Annotated in this window: 23 protein-coding genes; 2 read left to right on the forward strand and 21 right to left on the reverse strand. The window is 59.9% G+C overall.

Annotated elements, in window-relative coordinates:
• Positions 1-10: 10 nt before the first annotated feature.
• The 12 genes from PSPTO_RS19825 to PSPTO_RS19880 form a co-directional block, all read right to left on the reverse strand.
• Positions 11-367, reverse strand: coding sequence for a PilZ domain-containing protein (locus PSPTO_RS19825; RefSeq protein ID WP_003381088.1), 357 nt, complete (start codon positions 365-367; stop codon positions 11-13).
• A 34-nt stretch (positions 368-401) separates the two neighbouring features.
• Positions 402-1388: a DNA polymerase III subunit delta' gene (locus PSPTO_RS19830; RefSeq protein ID WP_005770613.1), complete on the reverse strand. Its 987-nt coding sequence runs from the start codon at positions 1386-1388 to the stop codon at positions 402-404.
• Positions 1381-2013 carry a dTMP kinase gene (gene tmk / locus PSPTO_RS19835; RefSeq protein WP_005770616.1) on the reverse strand — a complete coding sequence of 211 codons (633 nt, stop codon included), beginning with the start codon at positions 2011-2013 and terminating at the stop codon, positions 1381-1383. Before tmk ends, PSPTO_RS19830 begins: the two co-directional genes overlap by 8 nt.
• A gap of 19 nt (positions 2014-2032) precedes the next feature.
• A complete protein-coding gene (mltG, locus tag PSPTO_RS19840) occupies positions 2033-3172 on the reverse strand; it encodes an endolytic transglycosylase MltG (RefSeq protein WP_005770618.1) in 1140 nt (379 codons plus the stop codon).
• A gap of 3 nt (positions 3173-3175) precedes the next feature.
• Entirely contained in the window at positions 3176-3991 is an 816-nt protein-coding gene (gene pabC, locus PSPTO_RS19845) for an aminodeoxychorismate lyase (protein ID WP_007245844.1), read from the reverse strand.
• The gene (gene fabF / locus PSPTO_RS19850; protein WP_011104743.1) at positions 3991-5235 is read right to left on the reverse strand and encodes a beta-ketoacyl-ACP synthase II; all 1245 of its coding nucleotides are present in this window, start codon (positions 5233-5235) and stop codon (positions 3991-3993) included. Before fabF ends, pabC begins: the two co-directional genes overlap by 1 nt.
• A gap of 113 nt (positions 5236-5348) precedes the next feature.
• Positions 5349-5585, reverse strand: a complete 237-nt coding sequence (acpP, locus tag PSPTO_RS19855; protein ID WP_003381096.1) for an acyl carrier protein — start codon at positions 5583-5585, stop codon at positions 5349-5351.
• A gap of 192 nt (positions 5586-5777) precedes the next feature.
• The gene (fabG, locus tag PSPTO_RS19860) at positions 5778-6521 is read right to left on the reverse strand and encodes a 3-oxoacyl-ACP reductase FabG (protein ID WP_005770626.1); all 744 of its coding nucleotides are present in this window, start codon (positions 6519-6521) and stop codon (positions 5778-5780) included.
• A 15-nt stretch (positions 6522-6536) separates the two neighbouring features.
• The gene (fabD, locus tag PSPTO_RS19865; RefSeq protein WP_007245842.1) at positions 6537-7475 is read right to left on the reverse strand and encodes an ACP S-malonyltransferase; all 939 of its coding nucleotides are present in this window, start codon (positions 7473-7475) and stop codon (positions 6537-6539) included.
• 116 nt (positions 7476-7591) lie between these two features.
• Positions 7592-8614, reverse strand: a complete 1023-nt coding sequence (gene plsX / locus PSPTO_RS19870; protein WP_057443174.1) for a phosphate acyltransferase PlsX — start codon at positions 8612-8614, stop codon at positions 7592-7594.
• Between the two features lie 4 nt (positions 8615-8618).
• Positions 8619-8801 carry a 50S ribosomal protein L32 gene (gene rpmF / locus PSPTO_RS19875; protein ID WP_002552688.1) on the reverse strand — a complete coding sequence of 61 codons (183 nt, stop codon included), beginning with the start codon at positions 8799-8801 and terminating at the stop codon, positions 8619-8621.
• Between the two features lie 13 nt (positions 8802-8814).
• A complete protein-coding gene (locus PSPTO_RS19880; RefSeq protein WP_011104745.1) occupies positions 8815-9342 on the reverse strand; it encodes a YceD family protein in 528 nt (175 codons plus the stop codon).
• A gap of 106 nt (positions 9343-9448) precedes the next feature.
• Between PSPTO_RS19880 and PSPTO_RS19885 the strand changes: the two genes are divergently transcribed.
• Positions 9449-10027, forward strand: a complete 579-nt coding sequence (locus PSPTO_RS19885) for a Maf family protein (RefSeq protein WP_011104746.1) — start codon at positions 9449-9451, stop codon at positions 10025-10027.
• Positions 10028-10079: 52 nt separating this feature from the next.
• Here PSPTO_RS19885 and PSPTO_RS19890 read toward each other — a convergent pair whose 3' ends face one another.
• From PSPTO_RS19890 to rluC, 3 genes are read right to left on the reverse strand one after another with little or no spacing between them, the layout of a single operon-like run.
• Positions 10080-11078 (reverse strand): S49 family peptidase, encoded by a 999-nt coding sequence (locus tag PSPTO_RS19890; protein ID WP_005770635.1) that lies wholly within the window; start codon positions 11076-11078, stop codon positions 10080-10082.
• 23 nt (positions 11079-11101) lie between these two features.
• Entirely contained in the window at positions 11102-11764 is a 663-nt protein-coding gene (locus PSPTO_RS19895) for an HAD-IA family hydrolase (protein ID WP_005770637.1), read from the reverse strand.
• The gene (gene rluC / locus PSPTO_RS19900; protein ID WP_005619727.1) at positions 11754-12710 is read right to left on the reverse strand and encodes a 23S rRNA pseudouridine(955/2504/2580) synthase RluC; all 957 of its coding nucleotides are present in this window, start codon (positions 12708-12710) and stop codon (positions 11754-11756) included. Before rluC ends, PSPTO_RS19895 begins: the two co-directional genes overlap by 11 nt.
• Before the next feature lie 726 nt (positions 12711-13436).
• On the opposite strand from rluC, the gene rne reads away from it, so the two are divergent.
• Positions 13437-16766, forward strand: a complete 3330-nt coding sequence (rne, locus tag PSPTO_RS19905; RefSeq protein WP_005770639.1) for a ribonuclease E — start codon at positions 13437-13439, stop codon at positions 16764-16766.
• A gap of 282 nt (positions 16767-17048) precedes the next feature.
• Here the strand turns inward: rne and murB are convergent, their stop codons facing one another.
• From murB to PSPTO_RS19935, 6 genes are read right to left on the reverse strand one after another with little or no spacing between them, the layout of a single operon-like run.
• Entirely contained in the window at positions 17049-18068 is a 1020-nt protein-coding gene (murB, locus tag PSPTO_RS19910) for a UDP-N-acetylmuramate dehydrogenase (protein ID WP_005770641.1), read from the reverse strand.
• A 34-nt stretch (positions 18069-18102) separates the two neighbouring features.
• Positions 18103-18867: a 3-deoxy-manno-octulosonate cytidylyltransferase gene (kdsB, locus tag PSPTO_RS19915; protein ID WP_005770642.1), complete on the reverse strand. Its 765-nt coding sequence runs from the start codon at positions 18865-18867 to the stop codon at positions 18103-18105.
• Positions 18864-19049: a Trm112 family protein gene (locus PSPTO_RS19920; RefSeq protein ID WP_003381112.1), complete on the reverse strand. Its 186-nt coding sequence runs from the start codon at positions 19047-19049 to the stop codon at positions 18864-18866. Before PSPTO_RS19920 ends, kdsB begins: the two co-directional genes overlap by 4 nt.
• Positions 19050-19066: 17 nt before the next feature.
• Positions 19067-20062, reverse strand: a complete 996-nt coding sequence (gene lpxK / locus PSPTO_RS19925) for a tetraacyldisaccharide 4'-kinase (RefSeq protein WP_005770644.1) — start codon at positions 20060-20062, stop codon at positions 19067-19069.
• Entirely contained in the window at positions 20062-20493 is a 432-nt protein-coding gene (locus PSPTO_RS19930) for an ExbD/TolR family protein (protein WP_005770645.1), read from the reverse strand. The genes lpxK and PSPTO_RS19930 overlap by 1 nt, the downstream gene beginning before the upstream one ends.
• Complete coding sequence (locus tag PSPTO_RS19935) at positions 20490-21206, reverse strand: MotA/TolQ/ExbB proton channel family protein (RefSeq protein WP_007245835.1); 717 nt, start codon at positions 21204-21206, stop codon at positions 20490-20492. The genes PSPTO_RS19930 and PSPTO_RS19935 overlap by 4 nt, the downstream gene beginning before the upstream one ends.
• Positions 21207-21208 lie beyond the last annotated feature (2 nt).

The following is a 21208-nucleotide window of genomic DNA, read 5'->3' on the forward strand; positions in this document are numbered from 1 at the left end:
TGAAAAACAACTACATCGTGTGGGTCGGACGATCGGACTTGAGAGCGCCGACCAGGTGAGTTTCGATCAGGTTGCGTGCGGTGTTGTCGCCGTCATTGAACTGCACGCCGACGCCAGCAGTGCGGTTGCCCTGTGCACCCTTGGGCGTGATCCAGGTTACGCGCCCGGCTACCGGAACCTTCTCCGGCTCGTCCATCAGGTTGAGCAGCATGAACACCTCGTCGCCCAGCTTGTAGCTCTTGCTGGTGGGGATGAACAGCCCGCCATTTCTGATGAACGGCATGTAGGCGGCGTACAGCACGGATTTGTCCTTGATGGTCAGGGACAGAATGCCATTACGTGGACCTGTGCTCAGCGGCAAACTCATGACAACACCTCGACGTTTCCGAATACTGCAGAGTCTACGCCTGTCCCGGCAACCCTGCCCACTGCACCAGCAATGCTTCGAGCAGCAATACCCGGTTAAGGTTGGCCTTGGACATGACTTTCTGTCGTTGCGCCAACACCCAGTCCTGAATATCCAGCACCTTGCCGCGCGTCGACTTCTGCGCAAGGTATTGCACAACCTTGCGCATGTCACCCAGACCAAGGCCCTCTTCATCCTGCGTCATCTGATAGCGCAGGATCAAATGCGACCAGTCACAGAACCAGTCAAACAGCAGCAACAGCGGAATGTCTTTCCAGCCTTCAGCCAACTGAGTGGCCGATTGTTGCTGCTTGAGCAGCTTCTTGACCCCCTCCACTACCAGCGCACGCTGTTCGCGAACGCCTTGGGCGTGAAGCGACACCGCCAACAGCGGCGAGCCGGCGGCCAGTGTCAGCAGTTCGAAGCGTTCTTCGGCTGTACAATCAGGCAAGGCGCCGCTCAGCCAGTCCAGACTCATCTGCTCGCCTGGCAGTGGGCAGGCTTGCTGCACACAGCGACTTTTGACGGTTGGCAACAAGCGGCTTGGCTGATGGCTGACCAGCAGCAGGACGGTATTGCCCGACGGCTCTTCGAGGCTTTTCAACAGGGCGTTGGCGGCATTGACGTTCATCGCCTCCACCGGTTCGACGAGCACCACCTTGCGCCCGCCCATCTGTGCGGTCTGTACGACAAAGCTGACCAGATCACGCACCTGATCGACCTTGATCGGCTTATCGGCCTCTTCGGGCTCCAGCACGTAATTGTCCGGATGGCTGCCGGCCACCAGCAACAGGCAGGACTTGCAGTGCCCACAGGCCTCAAGCCCTTCGGGTGCCCTGCACAGCAAGCTGGCCATCAGGCGCTCGGCCAATGCCCGCTTGCCGATACCTGCCGGGCCATGCAACAGATAAGCGTGAGCGTGCTGCGCACGACCGGCCATCTGCTGCCAGAGTGATTCCTGCCAGGGGTAGGCCTCAGCCACGTTGCAGCTCCAGCAACTCAGGCAGCAGCTTATCGAGCGAAGCCTGCACGTCAGCCAGACTTTGCGCGGCATCCACCAGGCGATAGCGCGCGGGTTCAGCCTTCGCACGATTCAGGTAGGTGCTGCGCACAGCGTCGAAGAAAGCTCGGCCCTCCTGCTCGAAACGATCCAGCCGCCCCCGTGCCGCAGCGCGTGACAAGCCGATTTCCACCGGCAGATCGAACACCAGCGTCAGGTCCGGGCGCAGGTCGCCTTGAACAAACTGTTCCAGCGCTGCGATACGCTCGTGAGACAGGCCACGCCCGCCCCCTTGGTAGGCGTAGGTTGCGTCGGTAAACCGGTCACACAGCACCACTTCGCCACGCGCCAGCGCGGGACGGATGACCTCGGCCAGATGTTGCGCACGTGCAGCGAACACCAGCAACAGCTCGGTGTCGGCGCTCATGCCTTCATCACTGGGGGCCAGCAGCAGCTCGCGAATACGCTCGGCCAGCGGCGTACCGCCCGGCTCGCGGGTCAGCAATACCTGAACACCCTGCGCTCGCAGTTGCGCCGCCAGATAGTCGCGATTGGTGCTTTTGCCTGCACCTTCCGGACCTTCAAGAGTGATAAACAAGCCAGTCACAGGTCATCCTTAGTCGTCATTATTGCGTATCCGGCTCGGACTGCGGGGCATCCGGTGCAGTCTCGGGCTCGGGTGGTGAAGCAGGCGAATCGGCGGCAGGTTCCCCTGTCGGAGCCGGTGCCGCAGCAGGCGCGGGGCTCGAGCGGTAATCGGCACGGCGCTTGAGCTGATAATCACGCACAGCCGAATTGTGCGCATCAAGATCGTCAGAAAACACATGGCTGCCGTCACCCTTGGCGACGAAATACAGGCTGCTGCCCGCCACCGGGTTGAGCGCAGCATGAATGGCCTCGCGCCCCACCAGCGAAATCGGTGTCGGCGGCATACCGGCTATTACGTAGGTATTGTAGGGCGTGGGCTCTCTGAGATTGGCGCGGGTCAACTTGCCGTTGTAGCGCTCGCCCATGCCATAGATCACGGTCGGGTCGGTCTGCAGTTGCATGCCCAGCTTCAAGCGGCGCACGAATACGCCTGCAATCTGCCCGCGCTCCTGAGGCACACCGGTTTCCTTCTCGACCATCGACGCCATGATCAGGGCTTGATAAGGATTGGAATAAGGCGCTTCTGACGATCTTGCCTGCCACTCCTCATCCAGCACTTCTTCCAGGCGGTTATAGGCTTGTTTGAGCAATTCGGCATCGGTCATGCCGCGCACGTAGCGGTAGGTGTCTGGGAAGAAGCGGCCTTCAGGGAACACGTCGGGGTGGCCGATTTTCGCCATCAACTCACTGTCGGACAGCCCCGCGAGCGTTTGATCGAGCTTGGCCTGCTTGGCCAGCGCAGCGCGAACCTGACGGAAATTCCAGCCTTCAACCAGCGTCAGGCTGTACTGCACGACTTCCTTGCGCTTCCAGACATCGAACAGGGCGTTGACGTCCATGCCCGGCAGCATGCGGTATTCACCGCTGTGCAGGGGCTGCCCCGAAAGGTTGAAACGCCAGTACAGGCGCAGCCAGAAAGCGTCCTTGATCACGCCATCGGCTTGCAAGCGGTTGAGAACGCCGGTGGGCGTGGAGCCAGCCGGAACATCGAGCAATTGCTCCTGAGCCACCTTGAGCGGCTGGTTCAGCGCCTCTTTCTGCTGCCAGAAAGCAAAGCCGAGCAGCAGGACCGCCAGAACGATGGCGGTTTCCAGCAACACCAATAATTTTCGGATCACGAATCAGATATCCAGAAGGGCGCGAGCGATGCCTTGCAGTTTACGGGTGAGCGGACCAACCGGCCAGTTCAGCGCTGCAAACCTGCACACTGGCCAGACGCCGTAGACGCTGTTGCACAGAAACACTTCGTCCGCCGCTTCGAGGTCGGACAAGTGCACGTCCCGGATATCGACAGCCAGACCCAGGTTTCGTGCCTGATCGAGCAACTCGGCGCGCATCACGCCTGCGACCCCGCAACGGCTCAGGTCAGCGGTCAACAGGCGCCCGGCGCTGACCAGAAACAGGTTGCTGTAAACACCTTCGATCAGCCGCCCGGAGGTGTCGCACATCAACCCCTCGGCGTGTTCGCTGTCGCTCCATTCGGAACGCGCCAGCACTTGTTCAAGGCGATTCAGGTGCTTGAGCCCGGCCAGCAGCGGCTGCTCGGCCAGACGGGTCTGGCAGGCAAACAGGCGCACGCCCTGCTCGGCATGCGCAACCGGGTAAGCCGGCGCGGGGCTGCCCAGTAGAATTCGACGTGATTGGGTATCGGGAGCCGGGGCATAACCGCGCTGGCTGTCGCCACGGGTGAGAATCAGCTTCATGACCCCGTCGCCAAGTTCGGCAGCGAAACGGGTCATTTCTGTGCGGACCAGCACCTGATCGATTGCAATTGCCAGGCGCTGACAGCCGTTTTCGAGACGCTGCAAGTGACGCTCAAGAAGCAATGGCTGACCGCCCTTGACGGCGACGGTTTCAAACACTCCGTCACCGTACGCAAGCCCCCTGTCCTTGACAGACAGGGTGTCTGCGCAGCAGCCATCAACCCACGCGAGCATTACTCGGCGAACCGACGAAACACCAGCGAGCCGTTGGTGCCACCGAACCCGAAGGAGTTCGACAGGACTACATCAATCGGCATCCGGCGCGCTTCGTGAGGCACAAAGTTCAGGTCGCAGCCTTCGCTCGGTTCATCCAGATTGATGGTCGGCGGAGCCACCTGATCAACCATTGCCAGCACGCTGAAAATTGCCTCGACCGCACCGGCAGCCCCCAGCAAGTGGCCGGTCATCGACTTGGTCGAGCTGACCGCCAGCTTGTAGGCGTGATCGCCGAACACCGACTTGATCGCAGATGCCTCGGCCAGATCGCCCGCAGGTGTCGAGGTACCGTGTGCGTTGATGTACTGCACCTGATCCGCATTGACCTTGGCATCACGCAGGGCGTTGACGATGCAACGTGCGGCGCCGGCACCGTCATCAGGCGGGGAGGTCATGTGATAGGCGTCGCCACTCATGCCAAACCCGACCAGTTCGGCATAGATGGTCGCGCCGCGCGCTTTGGCGTGCTCGAGTTCTTCAAGCACCATCGCACCGGCACCGTCGGACAGCACGAAACCGTCACGGCCTTTGTCCCACGGACGGCTGGCACGCGTGGGGTCGTCGTTGCGGGTCGACAACGCGCGTGCAGCGCCGAAGCCGCCCAGACCGAGGCCACAGGCTGCCATTTCAGCACCACCGGCAATCATCACGTCAGCTTCGTCGTAGGCGATGTTGCGCGCCGCCATGCCGATGCAGTGAGTCGCGGTCGTGCACGCTGTGGCGATGGCGTAGTTAGGCCCCTGTGCACCCAGATGGATAGACAGGAAACCGGAAATCATGTTGATGATCGAGCCTGGCACAAAAAACGGAGAAATCCGCCCTGGACCTTGCTCATGCAGCAGACGACTGCTGTTTTCGATGTTGGTCAGACCACCGATGCCCGAACCCATTGCCACGCCGATGCGCTCACGGTTTGCATCAGTGACTTCAAGGCCGGCGTTACGCACCGCCTGAAAGCTGGCTGCGAGGCCGTACTGAATGAAGAGATCGAGCCGACGCGCTTCTTTGGGCGCCAGGTATTCTTCGACGTTGAAACCCTTGACCGAACCGCCGAAACGGGTGGTGAAGGCTGACAAGTCCGTGTGCTCGATAAGGCCAATGCCACTGCGGCCCGCCAGAATGCCTTGCCAACTGCTGGGCACGTCATTGCCCAGTGGCGAAAGCATGCCCATCCCGGTGACCACGACGCGTCTACGCGACACAGGACTCTCCTTCTCTCTTGTTTACAGAACAATCACAGCGTTTTTAAAGAAAAAACCGCACGCCGATTAAAGCAGTGCGGTTTTCCCGTGACAGCAGTCAGCGATTACAAATCTTAAGCCTGATGGCTGTTGACGTAGTCGATTGCTGCTTGAACGGTCGTGATCTTTTCCGCTTCTTCGTCAGGGATTTCGGTCTCGAATTCCTCTTCCAGAGCCATTACCAGCTCAACGGTGTCCAGGGAGTCAGCGCCCAGGTCTTCAACGAAAGAAGCAGTGTTGACAACCTCTTCTGATTTGACGCCAAGTTGCTCGGCAACGATTTTCTTGACGCGCTCTTCGATGGTGCTCATACCTAGTTTTAACTCCTAGTGGAAATGTTCAGGCATCTGGCCAGTGGGTAAGTGTATAGAAGAGGTTTTGCGAATTTCAAGCTTAACGCTCTCCCCTTATGCCCAACCGTACCTTCACCCATTCATAGATTGCAGCTTTATAACGGATTTTAGACAAAATCGTATGACATTTTTTTGAAACAGATCGCCACATCAGCTCATGTACATGCCGCCGTTGACCGGGATTGTAGCCCCGGTAACGTAACCTGCGCCTTCGGAAGCAAGAAAAGCGACTACGTGCGCAATCTCTTCTGCCTGCCCCAGACGGCCCAGGGGTATCTGGGTAATCAGTGATTCACGCTGAGCCTCTGGCAGCTCACGCGTCATGTCGGTGTCGATGAAACCTGGTGCAACCGAGTTCACGGTCACTGCACGCGACCCGACTTCACGGGCCAAGGCCCTGCTGAAACCTTCCAGCCCGGCCTTCGCGGAAGCATAGTTTACTTGACCGGCGTTGCCCATGGCACCCACAACCGAACCAATGCTGATAATTCGTCCCCAACGCGCTTTGGTCATGCCGCGCAGAACACCCTTGGAAAGACGGAAAAGGCTGTTCAGGTTGGTATTGACGACATCGTACCATTCGTCATCTTTCATGCGCATCACCAGGTTATCACGGGTGATACCGGCATTATTGACCAGAATCAACGGTGCGCCTACGCGCTCCTGAATGGTCGACAGAACAGAACTCACAGACTCTGCATCGCAGACATCCAGCATCAGGCCAAAGCCTTCGATGCCGCTTTCCTTGAACGTTGCGCTGATGCGCTCGGCGCCGGACTCGGAGGTCGCAGTGCCTACAACGACCGCACCATTGCGTCCCAACTCAAGCGCAATGGCTTGACCAATACCGCGACTGGCACCGGTTACCAGTGCAACTTTACCTTGAAGGCTCATACAGGCGTCTCCTAATCAGGCCAGTGCCGCGCGTGCGGCGGCAAAGGCGTCCGGGGTGTCAAGGTTGTAAGTAATCACGCCTTCGGCGCAACGCTTGTTCAGACCAGCCAGCACTTTGCCCGGCCCGCATTCCACAAGCCGGGTTGCACCGTGGCTCGCCAGACATTGAATGGATTCAACCCAGCGAACCGGCTTGTACAACTGTTCCAGAAGATCACGCTTGAGCGTCGCCAGGTCACTGACCGCGCTGGCGCTGACGTTCTGCACCAACGCTATCGAGGGCGCTTGCCATTCAATGGCTTCGACCGCCTCGACGAAACGCTCTGCAGCAGGACGCATCAGTTCGCAGTGTGATGGCACGCTGACCGGCAACGGCAAGGCACGCTTGGCGCCTCGCGCCTTGCACAGCTCCATGGCGCGCTTGACGGCCTCGGCGGAACCGGCAATGACCACCTGACCCGGCGAGTTGAAATTCACGGCACTGACAACTTCACCTTGTGCCGCTTCAGCGCAGGCAGCGATGACGTCGGCGTCATCAAGACCCAGAATGGCTGCCATGCCGCCCTGACCGGCTGGCACAGCTTCCTGCATCAACTGGCCGCGGCGCTCGACGAGCTTCACGGCATCGGCCAGGCTAAGGCTTTGCGCAGCAACCAGCGCGCTGTATTCACCCAGGCTGTGACCGGCAACAAACGCAGGAACCGCACCGCCCTCGGCCAGCCATACATGCCACAAGGCGATCGAAGCGGTCAGAATGGCAGGCTGGGTCTTGTCGGTCTGATTGAGCAACTCGGCCGGACCGCTTTGGGTCAACGCCCACAGGTCGTAGCCAAGGGCTTCGGAAGCCTGCTCGAAAGTGTCGAGGATCAATGGATGCTGCGCGCCTTGCTCGGCGAGCATGCCGAGTGATTGCGATCCTTGACCCGGAAAGACGAATGCGAGGGATGCAGACATTTGACAAGCCTCTGAATTATTGTCGCCAAAATGAGCGTCCGGACACGCCGGACGCAGGAGTTCGATTTTACATGACTGATCGGTTGGATGACTGACCAGTCTGATGCGTCACATTTTCAGGTTCGTCCGTCCGCGAACATCACTTCAAGACGCCCCTTCAGTCGCTGCGGCAGGTCTTCGCGCGATTCGACGATCGCTCGCTGAATCGCACTCTGAAAGCCTGAAACACTGGCAGAACCATGGCTTTTCACCACGACCCCCTGCAATCCGAGCAGACTTGCACCGTTATGGCGGGCAGGCGCAAGATCGATCTGCAGCCGCCTGAGCAATGGCAAGGCCAGCGCTCCGACCGCCCTGCTCAGCAAGTTGCGATTGAACAGCGCATCGATTCTGGCGGCAATCATCGTTGCCAGACCTTCGCTCGACTTGAGCAACACGTTACCGACAAAGCCGTCACACACCACCACATCAGCTTCCCCGCGATACACCCCGTCACCTTCAACGTAGCCAATGTAGTTGAGCCCGGCGGCCGCCTGCAAAAGACCGGCAGCCAGCTTGACCTGCTGATTGCCCTTGATGTCTTCCGTACCTACGTTGAGCAAGGCAACCCTGGGCTTTGTAACGCCCAGCGTCTCGGCCAGTACAGAACCCATCACCGCGAACTGATAGAGCGCCTCGGCGCTGCAATCGACATTCGCGCCCAGGTCCAATAGCTGGCAGTGACCGGTCCGGGTAGGAATGGCCGCGATCATCGCGGGCCGGTCGATCCCGGGCAAGGTCTTGAGCACGTAGCGGGACAGCGCCATCAGCGCACCGGTATTGCCGGCACTGACACATGCCTGGGCCTGACCACTGGAGACAAGCTCAAGGGCAACACGCATGGAAGAATCGGATTTGCCACGCAGGGCCTGAGACGGACGCTCATCCATGGCAATGCTTTCAGTGGCATTAACGACGCGCAGCCGCGAGCGATCCACAGCAGCATGGGAGGCAATCAGCTCTTCAATAAGGGAGGCTTGGCCGACAAGGGCCAGATGCAGCGAGGGTGTAGCTGTCAGGCACGCAAGGCTTGCCTGAACAATGTTGCGGGGACCGAAGTCCCCGCCCATTGCGTCGATCGCGATGATCGGAGCGGACAAGAAATTACTCGTCAGCGCCCTTGTCGATCACTTTACGACCACGGTATACGCCTTCTGGCGATACGTGGTGACGCAGGTGAATTTCACCAGTGGTCTTTTCTACCGACAGAGTGCTTGCCTCAAGAGCGTCGTGCGAACGACGCATGTCACGGGCAGAGCGGGATTTTTTGTTCTGCTGAACAGCCATAATTGATTAACTCCTAAACGTTTGGGTCACGCTTTAACTGCGCCAATACACTGAACGGGTTGGACCGCGTTACCTCGTCCACGCTCGGTTCGGGCTCATCGAGACCCGCCGGTTGCTGGCATTCTTCAGGATGATGAGCAGGCACAATGGGCAAGGCGAGCAATAGCTCCTCCTCGATCAATGCCAGCAGATCCAAAGGATCTTCGCCCAGTTCCAGCACGTCATAACCTTTCGGTAACGACTGGGTATTCGCACCCTCTTTCACCACGGCATAACTGCATTCGCTGTGGATCGGCAGGGTGACCAGCTCAAGACAACGCTGGCAGATCATCTTGACCGAGACGTCTATCGAACTGTGGATAACCACTGATCGGCGTTCGTCGCGCTCAAAAATGAATTTCGCCTGCACCGTACCGACAGTGTCGGCAAGCGGGTCGCAGAGTCTCTTCAAATCGCCCAGCAGCACTTCACCCTGAAGGGTAGTGCCGCGATCAGACAATTTGCGCGGGTCAACGTGAGATGGAATCGGGTCATTCAACATAGGCGCAGCATTCTAGGGATGCCCCCTTGGCATGTCAAAGGAAATTCAGGCCTGTTCGTCACTCTGGTCACTCTTTAGAATCAACACTCAGCCTACGGAGAACCGCATGCCATCCCTGCTCCTTGCTTCCAGCTCCCCCTACCGCCGCGAACTGCTCGCCCGCCTGCGCCTGCCGTTCGCCTGCGAGTCGCCGGATATCGATGAAAGCCATCGCCCCGGCGAGACCCCTCACGACCTTGTGCAGCGGCTTGCCCGCGAGAAAGCCGAGGCACTCGCGAGCGAGTATCCAGGACACCTGATCATCGGTTCCGATCAGGTCGCGGTACTCGACGGACAGATATTGGGCAAGCCGCACACGTTCGAGCGGGCACGGGAACAACTGACGGCGGCCAGCGACACCCGCGTGACGTTTCTGACCGGCCTCGCCCTGCTCAACAGCTCGACAGGCGAATGCCAGGTCGACTGCGTGCCTTTCACGGTGCACATGCGCGAACTCGACCAGGCCAGCATCGAACGCTACCTGCGTGCAGAAACGCCTTACGATTGCGCTGGCAGCTTCAAGGCCGAAGGCTTGGGGGTCAGCCTGTTTCGCAGCACGCAAGGTGCTGACGCAACAAGCCTGATCGGCCTGCCACTGATTCGCCTGGTAGACATGCTAATAAAGGAAGGCGTGAGCGTGCCTTGAGTGCAGACAAAGAACCCGACCATTGGTCGGGCTCCGTCTCGCTCGCTTACGATCAGCGCAGGCTCGGACCACCAAAGCCGACAAGCATGGCAATCCGCTCGGCGATACTGGTGCCCAGCTTTTTCGAAAAACGATCAAAAGGCGACTCTTCGACGGTGTACTCGACGATGTCCTTCTCTTTGATCACCTCTCGCGCCACATAACTGGCACTGCCCAGGCCATCGACCAGCCCAAGCGCCACGGCCTGCTCGCCGGTCCAGACCAACCCGGAAAACATCTCCGGATGATCCTTGTCTTTCAGGCGATCACCGCGACCCAGCTTGACGCTGGCAATGAACTGGCGATGAGTGGTGTCCAGCACGCTCTGCCAGAACTGCGTTTCATCGGCCTTCTGCGGCTGGAACGGGTCTAGAAACGCCTTGTGCTCACCCGACGTGTAGGTACGACGATCAACACCCAGCTTTTCCATGGCGCCGACAAAGCCGAAACCGGCTGCCGTCACACCGATGGAACCCACCAGACTGGCCTTGTCGGCATAGATCTGGTCGGCAGCACTGGCAATGTAATAAGCACCTGAGGCGCCCAGATCGGTAATGACGGCATACACCTTGATATTTGGCTTCTCGGCACGCAGACGACGGATCTCGTCATAAACGTAGCCTGACTGCACAGGGCTGCCGCCCGGGCTGTTGATACGCAGAATCACACCTTTGGTTTTCTCATCCCCAAACGCGTCGCGCAGTGCCGTGGTAATGTTTTCGGCACTGGCCGATTCCTTGTCGGCAATTACGCCTTGCACGTCGATCAATGCGGTGTGACTGGAACGGCGAGATGCACCGCCTTCAAAGTCCAGCATCGGCAAGACGATCGCTACAAACAGAAACGCGACCGTCAGCAACTTGAAGAAAATCCCCCAGCGGCGTGCACGTCGCTGTTCCTGCACGCTGGCCAGCAGCGTCTTTTCAAGAAGTTTCCAGCTTTTGGCCTCTTCCCTGCTCTCAATGGCCTCGTCCGTTTTTTGCGAGACAGGCGCTTTCCATTCGTCAGACATGCTTCACTCACCCTCACAGAAAACTAGACGCTGCGCCTGTTCAGCCAGGTACGCAGCTCGGAAAAATGCTCGATGGCCAGACGCGGACCGAATTCACGCAATGAATCCAGCGGCTGCGCGCCATAGCCCACCGCGACCGAATCCATACCTGCGTTGCGTGCCATCAACAGATCGAACGACGCATCACCAATCATCAGCGAACGCTGCGGCGCCACATCACAGTGCGCCATGATCTCGTTGAGCATCAATGGATCAGGCTTGCTGGCCGTCTCGTCGGCGGCCCGCGTGATATCAAAATAGTCCAGCCAGCCATTGGCTTTCAGCACCCGATCAAGCCCGCGCCGCGCCTTGCCGGTGGCGACCGCCAGCCGATAGCCATCCTCGCGAAACGCCAGCATCGACTCCACAACGCCGTCGAACAGAGGCGAAGGTTCGTTATCCATTGCCATGTAGCTGTCGGCATAGTGCTGGCGGAACTCGTTCAGACGACTGTCGCTGATCTTCGGATAGAGGGTGCGAATTGCCTCAGGCAACCCCAGACCGATAATACCCCTGATGGCCAAGTCGTCGCGGATCTCAAGCCCGCCTTCGAGCGCCGCTGCCCGCATGGACAGCACAATTCGCCCGACCGAATCGGCAAGCGTGCCGTCCCAGTCGAAAATCAACAGATCGTAATCACGTTGCACTCAGACGCTCCACTGTCTTTGCCCACATCTCGTCGACGGGTGCCTGCACATTCAATTTGCTGCCATCAGGCATCGGCACGGTCAGCATATAGGCATGCAGAAACAGACGCTTGCCGCCCAGATCGCGAATCTCACGACTGAAACTCTCGTCGCCGTACTTTGTGTCGCCCGCGATGGCATGACCGGCGTGCAGTGTGTGCACGCGGATCTGGTGAGTACGCCCGGTCACCGGCTTGGCCTCGACCATCGTGGCGAAGTCGCCGAAACGACGCAGCACCTTGAAGAGCGTCAGCGCCTCCTTGCCTTCCTCGTTGACTTCGACCATCCGCTCGCCGGAGCGCAGATTGCTCTTGAGCAATGGTGCGCGCACCTGCTTTTGCGCCGTGGCCCAGTTGCCGCGAACCAGTGCCATGTAACGTTTGTCGACACCGTCGCCACGCAGGGCTTCGTGCAGGTGACGCAGCATGCTGCGCTTCTTGGCAATCATCAGCAGGCCCGAGGTGTCGCGATCGAGGCGATGCACCAGTTCAAGCTCCTTGGCGTCCGGGCGCAGCTGGCGGAAGGCTTCGATCACGCCGAAACTGAGGCCGCTGCCACCGTGCACAGCAATGCCCGCAGGCTTGTTGAGCACGATCAGCGCCTTGTCTTCGTAGACAATCGCCGCCTCGAGGCGCTGCAACAGCGCCTGCGCAACCGGCACGGGCTCGTCGCGCTCAGGCACGCGCACAGGGGGAATGCGCACGATATCGCCTGCCTGCAACTTATATTCGGGCTTGATCCGGCCCTTGTTCACACGCACTTCGCCTTTGCGCAAAATGCGGTAAATCAAGGTCTTGGGCACACCCTTGAGATAAGTGATCAGAAAATTATCGATGCGTTGACCGGCAAGTTCCGGCGCAACCTCAACCAGCTGAACGCCGGGGGTTGGAGGGGCAATATTCGTCATGCCGCAAATCATAACAATTTTTTATGGATTTGAAGCACTTAATGATTGCTGCTATAGTCGCGAACGCCGCCAAAAGCGGCCGGACAGCGGACCAACGGTTGACAACCGGCCCTGACCAACGCAATTCACAAGGACGGGAGGCCGTCCTACGCAGTGTTCGGTGACAACGGAGCAAGCTGGAAGCGTAACAAGCGCAGGTGACATGAGGCCGGAAACACGCCTGATCGCAGAGCAGACAGCTCGCGACCAGTGCGGACAGTCCATGGCCAGTTCACAAAGTGCAGTCGCTTCCAGACGCTACGGGCGAATGCTTCGGGAACAACGCCTCAAGCCATGATGCGCGACCTTCCCTATCGAAGATCGCGGTAAATGCCAACCCGCTGCGGATTCTGCGCGCGGCAGCACCCGAATTATCAGGGATACGTGTAGGGTGGAGACGCACAACCATCGGACTGTGTAGCACAAGGCTTGTTTTAGACGCTTCATCTCGTCCGCTACCGATGGTCGATTCCTCCTCCTGACAAAGCTTTTGCTGAAAAGGGTGTCTTATGCCACCACAGCAAGCAGGAAACGTCGTCGCGACCCTCCGCCCCCTCTGGGCGAGGACCTCGCTAGACACTGGAGTGGCCAACCACTCCTGACGCGCCCTGACACCGACCGTGAGAAGTCGTGTGTGCCGAACGCCGTTTCCGGCAGCCCGGAAACCGACGGTACTACATGAAAAGAATGCTGATTAACGCAACTCAACCCGAAGAGTTGCGTGTTGCACTGGTAGACGGCCAGCGCCTCTACGACCTGGACATCGAGTCAGGTGCACGCGAGCAGAAGAAGGCCAACATCTATAAAGGCCGGATCACTCGTATCGAACCCAGCCTTGAGGCTGCCTTTGTCGATTTCGGCTCTGAGCGCCACGGCTTTCTGCCCCTCAAGGAAATCTCCCGCGAGTACTTCAAGAAAGCCCCAGAAGGCCGCGTCAACATCAAGGACGTCCTGAGCGAAGGCCAGGAAGTCATCGTTCAGGTCGAGAAAGAAGAACGTGGCAACAAGGGTGCAGCCCTGACCACCTTCATCAGCCTTGCCGGCCGTTATCTGGTTCTGATGCCGAACAACCCTCGCGCCGGTGGCATCTCGCGCCGTATCGAAGGCGAAGAGCGCAACGAACTGCGTGAAGCGCTGAACGGCCTGATCGCTCCTGCCGACATGGGCCTGATCGTTCGTACTGCCGGCCTTGGCCGTAGCAGCGAAGAAATGCAGTGGGACCTCGATTACCTGCTGCAACTGTGGACCGCTATCAAGGAAGCGTCCCTGGATCGTTCGGCGCCTTTCCTGATCTACCAGGAAAGCAACGTCATCATCCGCGCCATCCGCGATTACCTGCGCCAGGACATCGGTGAAGTCCTGATCGACAGCGTCGAAGCCCAGGAAGAAGCCCTGACCTTCATCCGCCAGGTGATGCCGCAGTACGCCAGCAAGATCAAGCTGTACGAAGACAGCGTGCCGCTGTTCAACCGCTTCCAGATCGAAAGCCAGATCGAAACCGCCTTCCAGCGCGTTGTCGAACTGCCTTCCGGTGGTTCCATCGTTATCGATCCGACCGAAGCCCTGGTGTCCATCGACATCAACTCGGCGCGCGCCACCAAAGGCAGCGACATCGAAGAAACCGCCCTGCAGACCAACCTTGAAGCGGCTGAGGAAATCGCCCGCCAATTGCGTCTGCGTGACATCGGCGGCCTGATCGTCATCGACTTCATCGACATGACGCCGGCCAAGAACCAGCGCGCCGTGGAAGAAAAAGTCCGCGAAAGCCTCGAAGCCGACCGCGCCCGCGTTCAGGTCGGTCGCATCTCGCGCTTCGGTCTGCTGGAAATGTCCCGTCAGCGCCTGCGCCCATCGCTGGGCGAAAGCAGCGGCATCGTCTGCCCGCGCTGCAACGGCACCGGCATCATCCGTGACGTCGAATCGCTGTCGCTGGCCATCCTGCGCCTGATCGAAGAAGAAGCCCTGAAAGACCGTACCGCAGAAGTACGTGCTCAGGTGCCGATCCCGGTGGCTGCGTTCCTGCTCAACGAGAAGCGCAACTCGATCACCAAGATCGAACTGCGCACCCGTGCGCGCATCATCATTCTGCCGAACGACCAGCTCGAAACGCCGCACTTCGAGGTTCAGCGTCTGCGTGACGACAGCCCGGAAGCGCACAACAGCCAGACCAGCTACGAGATTGCCGCTGCCGCTGCCGAAGTGGAAGAAATTGCCCCACTGGCCGCAGCAACCCGCACCCTGGTTCGCCAGGAAGCCGCCGTCAAGACAGCCCCGGCACGTGCCAACGCACCTGTTCCGGTGGAAGTCGCTGCGCCTGCTCCAACGCCTGCGCCTGTCGCTCACGAGCCAAGCCTGTTCAAGGGTCTGGTGAAATCGCTGGTCAGCCTGTTCGCGACCAAGGAAGAGCCTGTTGTTGCACCGGCTGTGGTTGAAAAACCTGCTGCCGAACAGCGCCCGGCCCGCAATGAAGAGCGTCGCAACGGTCGTCAACAGAGCCGCGGCCGCAACAATCGTCGCGACGAAGAGCGCAAGCCTCGTGAAGAGCGCGCGCCCCGCGAAGAACGTGCAGAACGCGCACCGCGCGAAGAGCGTGCGCCCCGTGAAGAACGTGCACCGCGTGAAGAACGCGCCGTTCGCGAGCCTCGTGAAGCCCGCGAAGAGTCAGCCCCGCGCGAAGAGCGTCCGGCACGTACATCCCGTGAGCGCAAGCCGCGTGAAGCCCGTGAAGATCGTCCGGTCCGCGAACTGCGTGAGCCTCTGGACGCAGTCGCCACCGCAGCCCAGGCCGGTCCTGCCGTGAACCTGGCTCGTGAGGAGCGCCCTGAACGCGCGCCACGCGAAGAACGCCAACCGCGCGCACCGCGTGAAGAACGTCAACCACGCGCCGAACAGGCTGCGGTTGCCGTGAGCGAAGAAGAGGAGGTGCTGCTCAACGACGAACAGGCCAACGACGACAATCAGGATGGCAACGATGGCAGCGAAGGTGATCGTCCTCGCCGCCGTTCCCGCGGTCAGCGTCGTCGCAGCAACCGTCGCGAGCGTCAGCGTGATGCCAACGGCAACGTGATCGAAGGTTCTGAAGAGAACGGTTCGGAAGAAAACGGCGCTGAAGAAACCGTTAACGACGAAGATAATAGCGCCACCGATCTGTCGGCGGGTCTGGGCTTCACCGCCGCGGCAGCAAGCGGTGTAATCAGCGCCACGGCCGAAGCCGATGCGCACCAGCAGGCAGAGCGCGCAAACAGCACCACCCAAAGCGCTCCAGCCGCAGAACCTGTGCAACAGGCTGCTGTTGCCCATGCTCCTGTTGTCGAAACACCTGCGGTCGAAGCACCGGTAGCTGAAACATCGGCAGTTGAAACGCCAGCACCTCAAGCACCGGCAGCAGAGCAGACGGCCGAAGTGCCTGCTGTTGAAGCGCCGGTTGCAGACGATGCGCCAGTTGCTCAGCCTGCTCCGGAAGTGGAAGTTCAGCCTGCAGCGGTCGAAGCCCCGGCTATTGCCGCGCAGACCGAGCTGTTCGAAGCACCTCACGCAGAGCGCGTCGTGCCGTTCACGCCAACGCCTGCACCTGCGCCACAAGCGCCGGTCGAAGCAGCGGCTCATGAGCAAGTGCCAGCCACTGAATCATCCGAACTGCCAACGCCTGTCGAGGCACCTGCTGCCGAGCCTGCTGCGTTCGTGAAAGACGAGCCTGCTCCTTACATCGCGCCTCAAGCCGCTGTCGAGGAACAAGCATCTGCACCAGCAGAGCAGGAACCAGTGATCGTCGAAACACCGGCTGTACCGGTCAGCAGCACCGGCCGTGCACCGAACGATCCACGTGAAGTTCGTCGCCGCAAGCGCGAAGAAGAAGCACGCCGCCAGCAGGAAACAACTGCTGCCAGCGCGCAAGCAGAATCGGCCCAGCCTTCCCAGGCCACCGAGGAAAAGACTGACGTGGCGACAACTGAGCAACCTGCAGTTCAGCCGCACCATGAAGCCGAGAAAGAAACCGAGCCTAAACCCCTCGTTTAATCCCGGCCCATGAAAAAGCCCCGCCTGTGCAGACAGGCGGGGCTTTTTTACGTCTGTGATTCAGGGAAACACATCGACTGTAGGAGCGGACCGGGCGACGCTTCGCTTGTCCGCGAACTGCCGAAACCGGCAGCAAAACCAGCTGCCTCGGTGCACCAGATACAACCAGGATGGCCGGTCTTGGCTCCGCAGCCCATCGCGGACGAGTCCGCTACTACATTTCCAGAGATCGCGGACGAGCAAAGCGTCGCCCGGTTTCACTACAAAGGTGGCCGTCCGACCTCAGTAGAGATTCGGCTCCATCTCCAGTTCAACACCGAAACGCTCGACGATATCAGCCTGGATGCGGCGTGCCAGATTCAATAGCTGCAACCCACTGGCGTGCCCGTAATTAACCAGCACCAGCGACTGGAGCTTGTGCACCCCGGCGTCGCCATCACGGTAGCCTTTCCAGCCAGCCTGCTCGATCAGCCAACCCGCCGCGAGCTTCACCTGGCCATCGGCCTGTGGGTAGCCCACTACGCCCGGATGCTGGCTTTTGATCGTTGCGTACAACTCGGCAGCAACCAGTGGGTTCTTGAAAAAGCTGCCTGCGTTGCCCAATACCGCAGGGTCAGGCAGCTTTTCACTGCGAATGGCGCAGATTGCCCGACTGACATCGAAGGGGGTCGGCTTATCGATACCCAGTTGGTCGAGACGCTGACGAACCGGCCCGTATTCAAGGTGCAGATTGGCTTCGCGCGAAAGCTTGAAGCGCACGCGCAGGATCAGCCAGCGTCCGGGCTGATGCTTGAATACGCTGTCACGATAGCCAAACGCACAGTCCTGCAGAGCAAACTCGCGCAGCTCACCCGTTTCACGATCAAGCGCCGTCAGGCCGTGAAAAACGTCTTTGATCTCGACGCCATAAGCACCGATATTCTGCATCGGTGCCGCGCCGACAGTACCGGGTATCAGACTGAGGTTTTCAAGCCCCGCCAGCCCCAGTTCAAGGCAAGACTGTACAAACGGATGCCAGGGCTCGCCCGCCTCCGCCTCGACAATCGCTTCAAGACAATCTTCGCGCACGATGCGAATGCCGCGGCTGGCCATGCGCAGCACCAAAGCTTGCACATCACCACTGAGCAGCAGGTTGCTGCCGCCGCCGATCACCAGCAGCGGCACGTCATGTTCGGCCGAATAAGCCAGAGCCTCACGAACTTCGTCGTCATTGCGCGCTTGGGCAAACAACCGCGCCTGAACATCAACGCCAAAGGTATTGAACGGCCTCAAGGAAACCGCGGACTGCACGTGCAAGGTCATGCCCTTACCTTCCCCACCCGCTGAATAACCCGCATCACGCCTCCAGAAGGCGTCTTACGCGCTCAAGGTCTTCGGGGGTGTCGACACCACCCGGTGGCGCTTCAAGTGCATCGGCGACGTGGATGCGGACGCCATTCCACAGCGCACGCAGTTGCTCGAGGCTTTCGGTGTTTTCCAGCCAGCACGGCCCCCAACTGACGAAGTCATGCAGAAAGCCCGCACGGTAGGCATAGATGCCGATATGACGACGATACGGCACGTCTGCAGGCAACTCGTCCTTGCTTCTGGCCAACGCATCACGCGCCCAGGGCAACGGCGCGCGACTGAACGTCAACGCCAGGCCATTGATGTCGGTCGAGACCTTGACGATATTGGGGTTGAACAGCGCAGCCACATCGTCGATGGGCTCGGCCAGTGTCGCCATGCCAGCCTCGGGATGCTTCGCCAGATTGGCCGCCACCTGATCGATCACCGCAGGCGGGATCAGCGGCTCGTCGCCCTGAACATTGACCACAATCGCGTTAGCTGCCAGCCCCAGTTGCGTGGCCACCTCAGCCAGCCGGTCGGTGCCGGAATTATGATCATCGCGGGTCAGCAATACTTCGGCGCCAAATGCGCGGCAAGCCTCGACGATGCGCGCATCATCGGTGGCGATCACCACGCGCTCGGCACTGCTTTTGCGCGCCTGCTCCCAGACAAGCTGAACCATAGGTTTGCCAGCAATGGTTTTCAGCGGTTTGCCGGGGAAGCGGCTGGAGCCGTAACGCGCCGGGATGACAACGGTGAACGCTGCCGTCATTTGTCCAGCCGCTCATCGGTGGTCAGGGTGCGGGCTTCGCTTTCGAGCATCACCGGAATGCCGTCGCGAACCGGATAGGCAAGGCCTGCGCCTTTACTGATCAGCTCGGTCTTGTCGGCGCTAAGCTTCAAGGGCCCCTTGCAGATCGGGCAAGCGAGGATGTCGAGTAATTTGGTGTCCATAGGAGATCCTGAAGCAATCATGGAGAAAGACGTAACAACTGCTCATCGAACCAGCCGACAAAGGCATCGGACGGTACTGCATCGACTGCCAGATACCACCAGTCATCCGCTGCGAAAGCACGACATTTCACCGCATCCTTCTCGGTCATGACCAAGGGCAATGCGGGTGTGAACGTCAGCGCCTGCACACTGTAGAGCGCATGGTCGGCGAACGCATGAGTCACCGGTCGCCAGTGTAGTCCTTCGAGGGTGTTGAAGAAACGTTGAGGGTTGCCGATTCCGGCGACCGCGTGCAGCGCCTGTCCGGCCGGAAAATAGCTGACCGGCTGGCGCTCGCCGCTGCGCAGGTTGATCAGCGCCGACGGCTTGAGCGTAAAGGCGTAGCCGTCATCGCGATCCGCCGTCGCACCGTTGTACAGCAAGGCATCGACACTGCTCAGACGTTCGACCGGTTCGCGCAGAGGGCCGGCCGGCAAACAGCGGCGATTGCCGAGGCCGCGGGCGGCATCGATCAGTACCAGCTCAAGGTCACGGGCCAGGCGGTAATGTTGCAGGCCATCGTCGGAAAGAATCAGGTCCAGCGGCTCGGCAGCGAGCAAAGCCTGTACGGCGCGGCTGCGATCAGGGTCGATCATCAGCGGCACGCCACTGCGCTGCACGATGAGCAACGGCTCGTCACCCGCTTCGCTGGCACTTTGATCAGGCTGAACGCGCCAGGGCAGGCTTGGCGGTTTGGCGCCGTAGCCGCGACTGACCACGCCGACACGCAGGCCTTTACGCTGACAGTGCTCGATCATCCACAGAATCAGCGGAGTCTTGCCGGTGCCGCCAATCGTGATGTTGCCCACCACGATGACCGGCACCGGCGCCCGATAGATATCGCCCTCGCCAGCCAGAAATTTCGCCCGCTTGCCATCCACGACGCGTCGATAAAGGCTTTCGAGTGGCCGCAGCAGCGTCAGCGCAGGGTGGCCCTTGTACCAGGCATCAAGCAAGCGGTCGGTAAGTGCCATCAGTTAGCCGGTGTGGCCTCGACAGTGGTCATGCGCAGGTGACTGAACCCCAGTTTGCCCGCCGCATCCATCGCGGTGATGACCGATTGATGCGGGGTTTTGCCGTCTGCACTGATCGACAGCGGCAGGCTGGTATCGCCCGCCGACTCGCGTTGCAGCGCGTCGATCAAGGTCGCCAGATCGTTTTTCGGCAAGAGCTGGTTGTTCAGGGAAAAAATGCCGTCTGCATTGATGGCGATGTCCAGATGCTTCGCAGCGGCGTCCACATCGGGCGTACCGGTGACGGCCTGCGGCAGGTCCACCCGTAATTGGGTTTCACGGGTGAAGGTGGTGGTCACAATGAAGAACAGCAGCAGGATGAACACCACGTCGATCAGCGAGACCAGATTGATGTCGATGTTTTCCCGGGGCCTGCGGCGGCGAAATTTCACTTCTTCTTGCTCCCGCCTGCCCTGGCCAGCGACTTGAGGTCGATTTTGGCGTCGATCAGATCGACATCACGGTCGCCCTGCACCACTTCAACCAGACGAATCGCCTGCTGCTCCATGCCGACCACCAGTTCATCGACACGGCTTTGCAGAAAGCGGTGAAAGAAGATCGCCGGGATCGCGACGATAAGGCCCGATGCGGTACAGATCAGTGCCTTGGAGATACCGCTTGCCAGCACACCGGCATTGGCCGTTGCACCGGTGCTGTTGAACGAACCGAAGATCTCGATCATGCCCAGCACCGTCCCGAGCAAACCGAGCAACGGGGCCATCGCGGCGATAGAGCCCAGCGCGCTCAGGTAGCGCTCCAGGTCATGGATGACACGGGCGGCGGCTTCTTCGATGCATTCTTTCATGATCTCGCGACCATGCTTGGAATTGGCCAGGCCAGCGGCAAGGATTTCGCCCAGCGGCGAGTCGGCGCGCAACTGCTTGAGCTTTTCGTTATCGAGTTTCTTTTCCTGAATCCACTGCCACGCCTGACCCAGCAGGTGCGGCGGCGCGATGCGGCTGGCGCGCAGGGTCCACAGGCGTTCGATGATAATGCCGGCAGCGGCGATGGAGCTCAAAATGATCGGCAGCATCATCCAGCCACCCGATTTGACCAGTTCCCACACAGTGATCACTCCCTCGAAAAATTGGCGCCACTCTATCATAG

Origin of the sequence: Pseudomonas syringae pv. tomato str. DC3000 (assembly GCF_000007805.1) — a bacterium.
GTDB lineage: Bacteria > Pseudomonadota > Gammaproteobacteria > Pseudomonadales > Pseudomonadaceae > Aquipseudomonas > Aquipseudomonas avellanae.

Bases quoted from the DNA above. Each gene is read 5' to 3' on its own strand.
- PSPTO_RS19825 (WP_003381088.1), bottom strand. From the start codon at position 367: ATGAGTTTGCCGCTGAGCACAGGTCCACGTAATGGCATTCTGTCCCTG.
- pabC (WP_007245844.1), bottom strand. From the start codon at position 3,991: ATGCTCGCGTGGGTTGATGGCTGCTGCGCAGACACCCTGTCTGTCAAG.
- acpP (WP_003381096.1), bottom strand. From the start codon at position 5,585: ATGAGCACCATCGAAGAGCGCGTCAAGAAAATCGTTGCCGAGCAACTT.
- fabG (WP_005770626.1), bottom strand. From the start codon at position 6,521: ATGAGCCTTCAAGGTAAAGTTGCACTGGTAACCGGTGCCAGTCGCGGT.
- fabD (WP_007245842.1), bottom strand. From the start codon at position 7,475: ATGTCTGCATCCCTCGCATTCGTCTTTCCGGGTCAAGGATCGCAATCA.
- rpmF (WP_002552688.1), bottom strand. From the start codon at position 8,801: ATGGCTGTTCAGCAGAACAAAAAATCCCGCTCTGCCCGTGACATGCGT.
- PSPTO_RS19880 (WP_011104745.1), bottom strand. From the start codon at position 9,342: ATGTTGAATGACCCGATTCCATCTCACGTTGACCCGCGCAAATTGTCT.
- PSPTO_RS19885 (WP_011104746.1), top strand. From the start codon at position 9,449: ATGCCATCCCTGCTCCTTGCTTCCAGCTCCCCCTACCGCCGCGAACTG.
- PSPTO_RS19890 (WP_005770635.1), bottom strand. From the start codon at position 11,078: ATGTCTGACGAATGGAAAGCGCCTGTCTCGCAAAAAACGGACGAGGCC.
- rluC (WP_005619727.1), bottom strand. From the start codon at position 12,710: ATGACGAATATTGCCCCTCCAACCCCCGGCGTTCAGCTGGTTGAGGTT.
- rne (WP_005770639.1), top strand. From the start codon at position 13,437: ATGCTGATTAACGCAACTCAACCCGAAGAGTTGCGTGTTGCACTGGTA.
- murB (WP_005770641.1), bottom strand. From the start codon at position 18,068: ATGACCTTGCACGTGCAGTCCGCGGTTTCCTTGAGGCCGTTCAATACC.
- kdsB (WP_005770642.1), bottom strand. From the start codon at position 18,867: ATGACGGCAGCGTTCACCGTTGTCATCCCGGCGCGTTACGGCTCCAGC.
- PSPTO_RS19920 (WP_003381112.1), bottom strand. From the start codon at position 19,049: ATGGACACCAAATTACTCGACATCCTCGCTTGCCCGATCTGCAAGGGG.
- lpxK (WP_005770644.1), bottom strand. From the start codon at position 20,062: ATGGCACTTACCGACCGCTTGCTTGATGCCTGGTACAAGGGCCACCCT.
- PSPTO_RS19935 (WP_007245835.1), bottom strand. From the start codon at position 21,206: ATGATAGAGTGGCGCCAATTTTTCGAGGGAGTGATCACTGTGTGGGAA.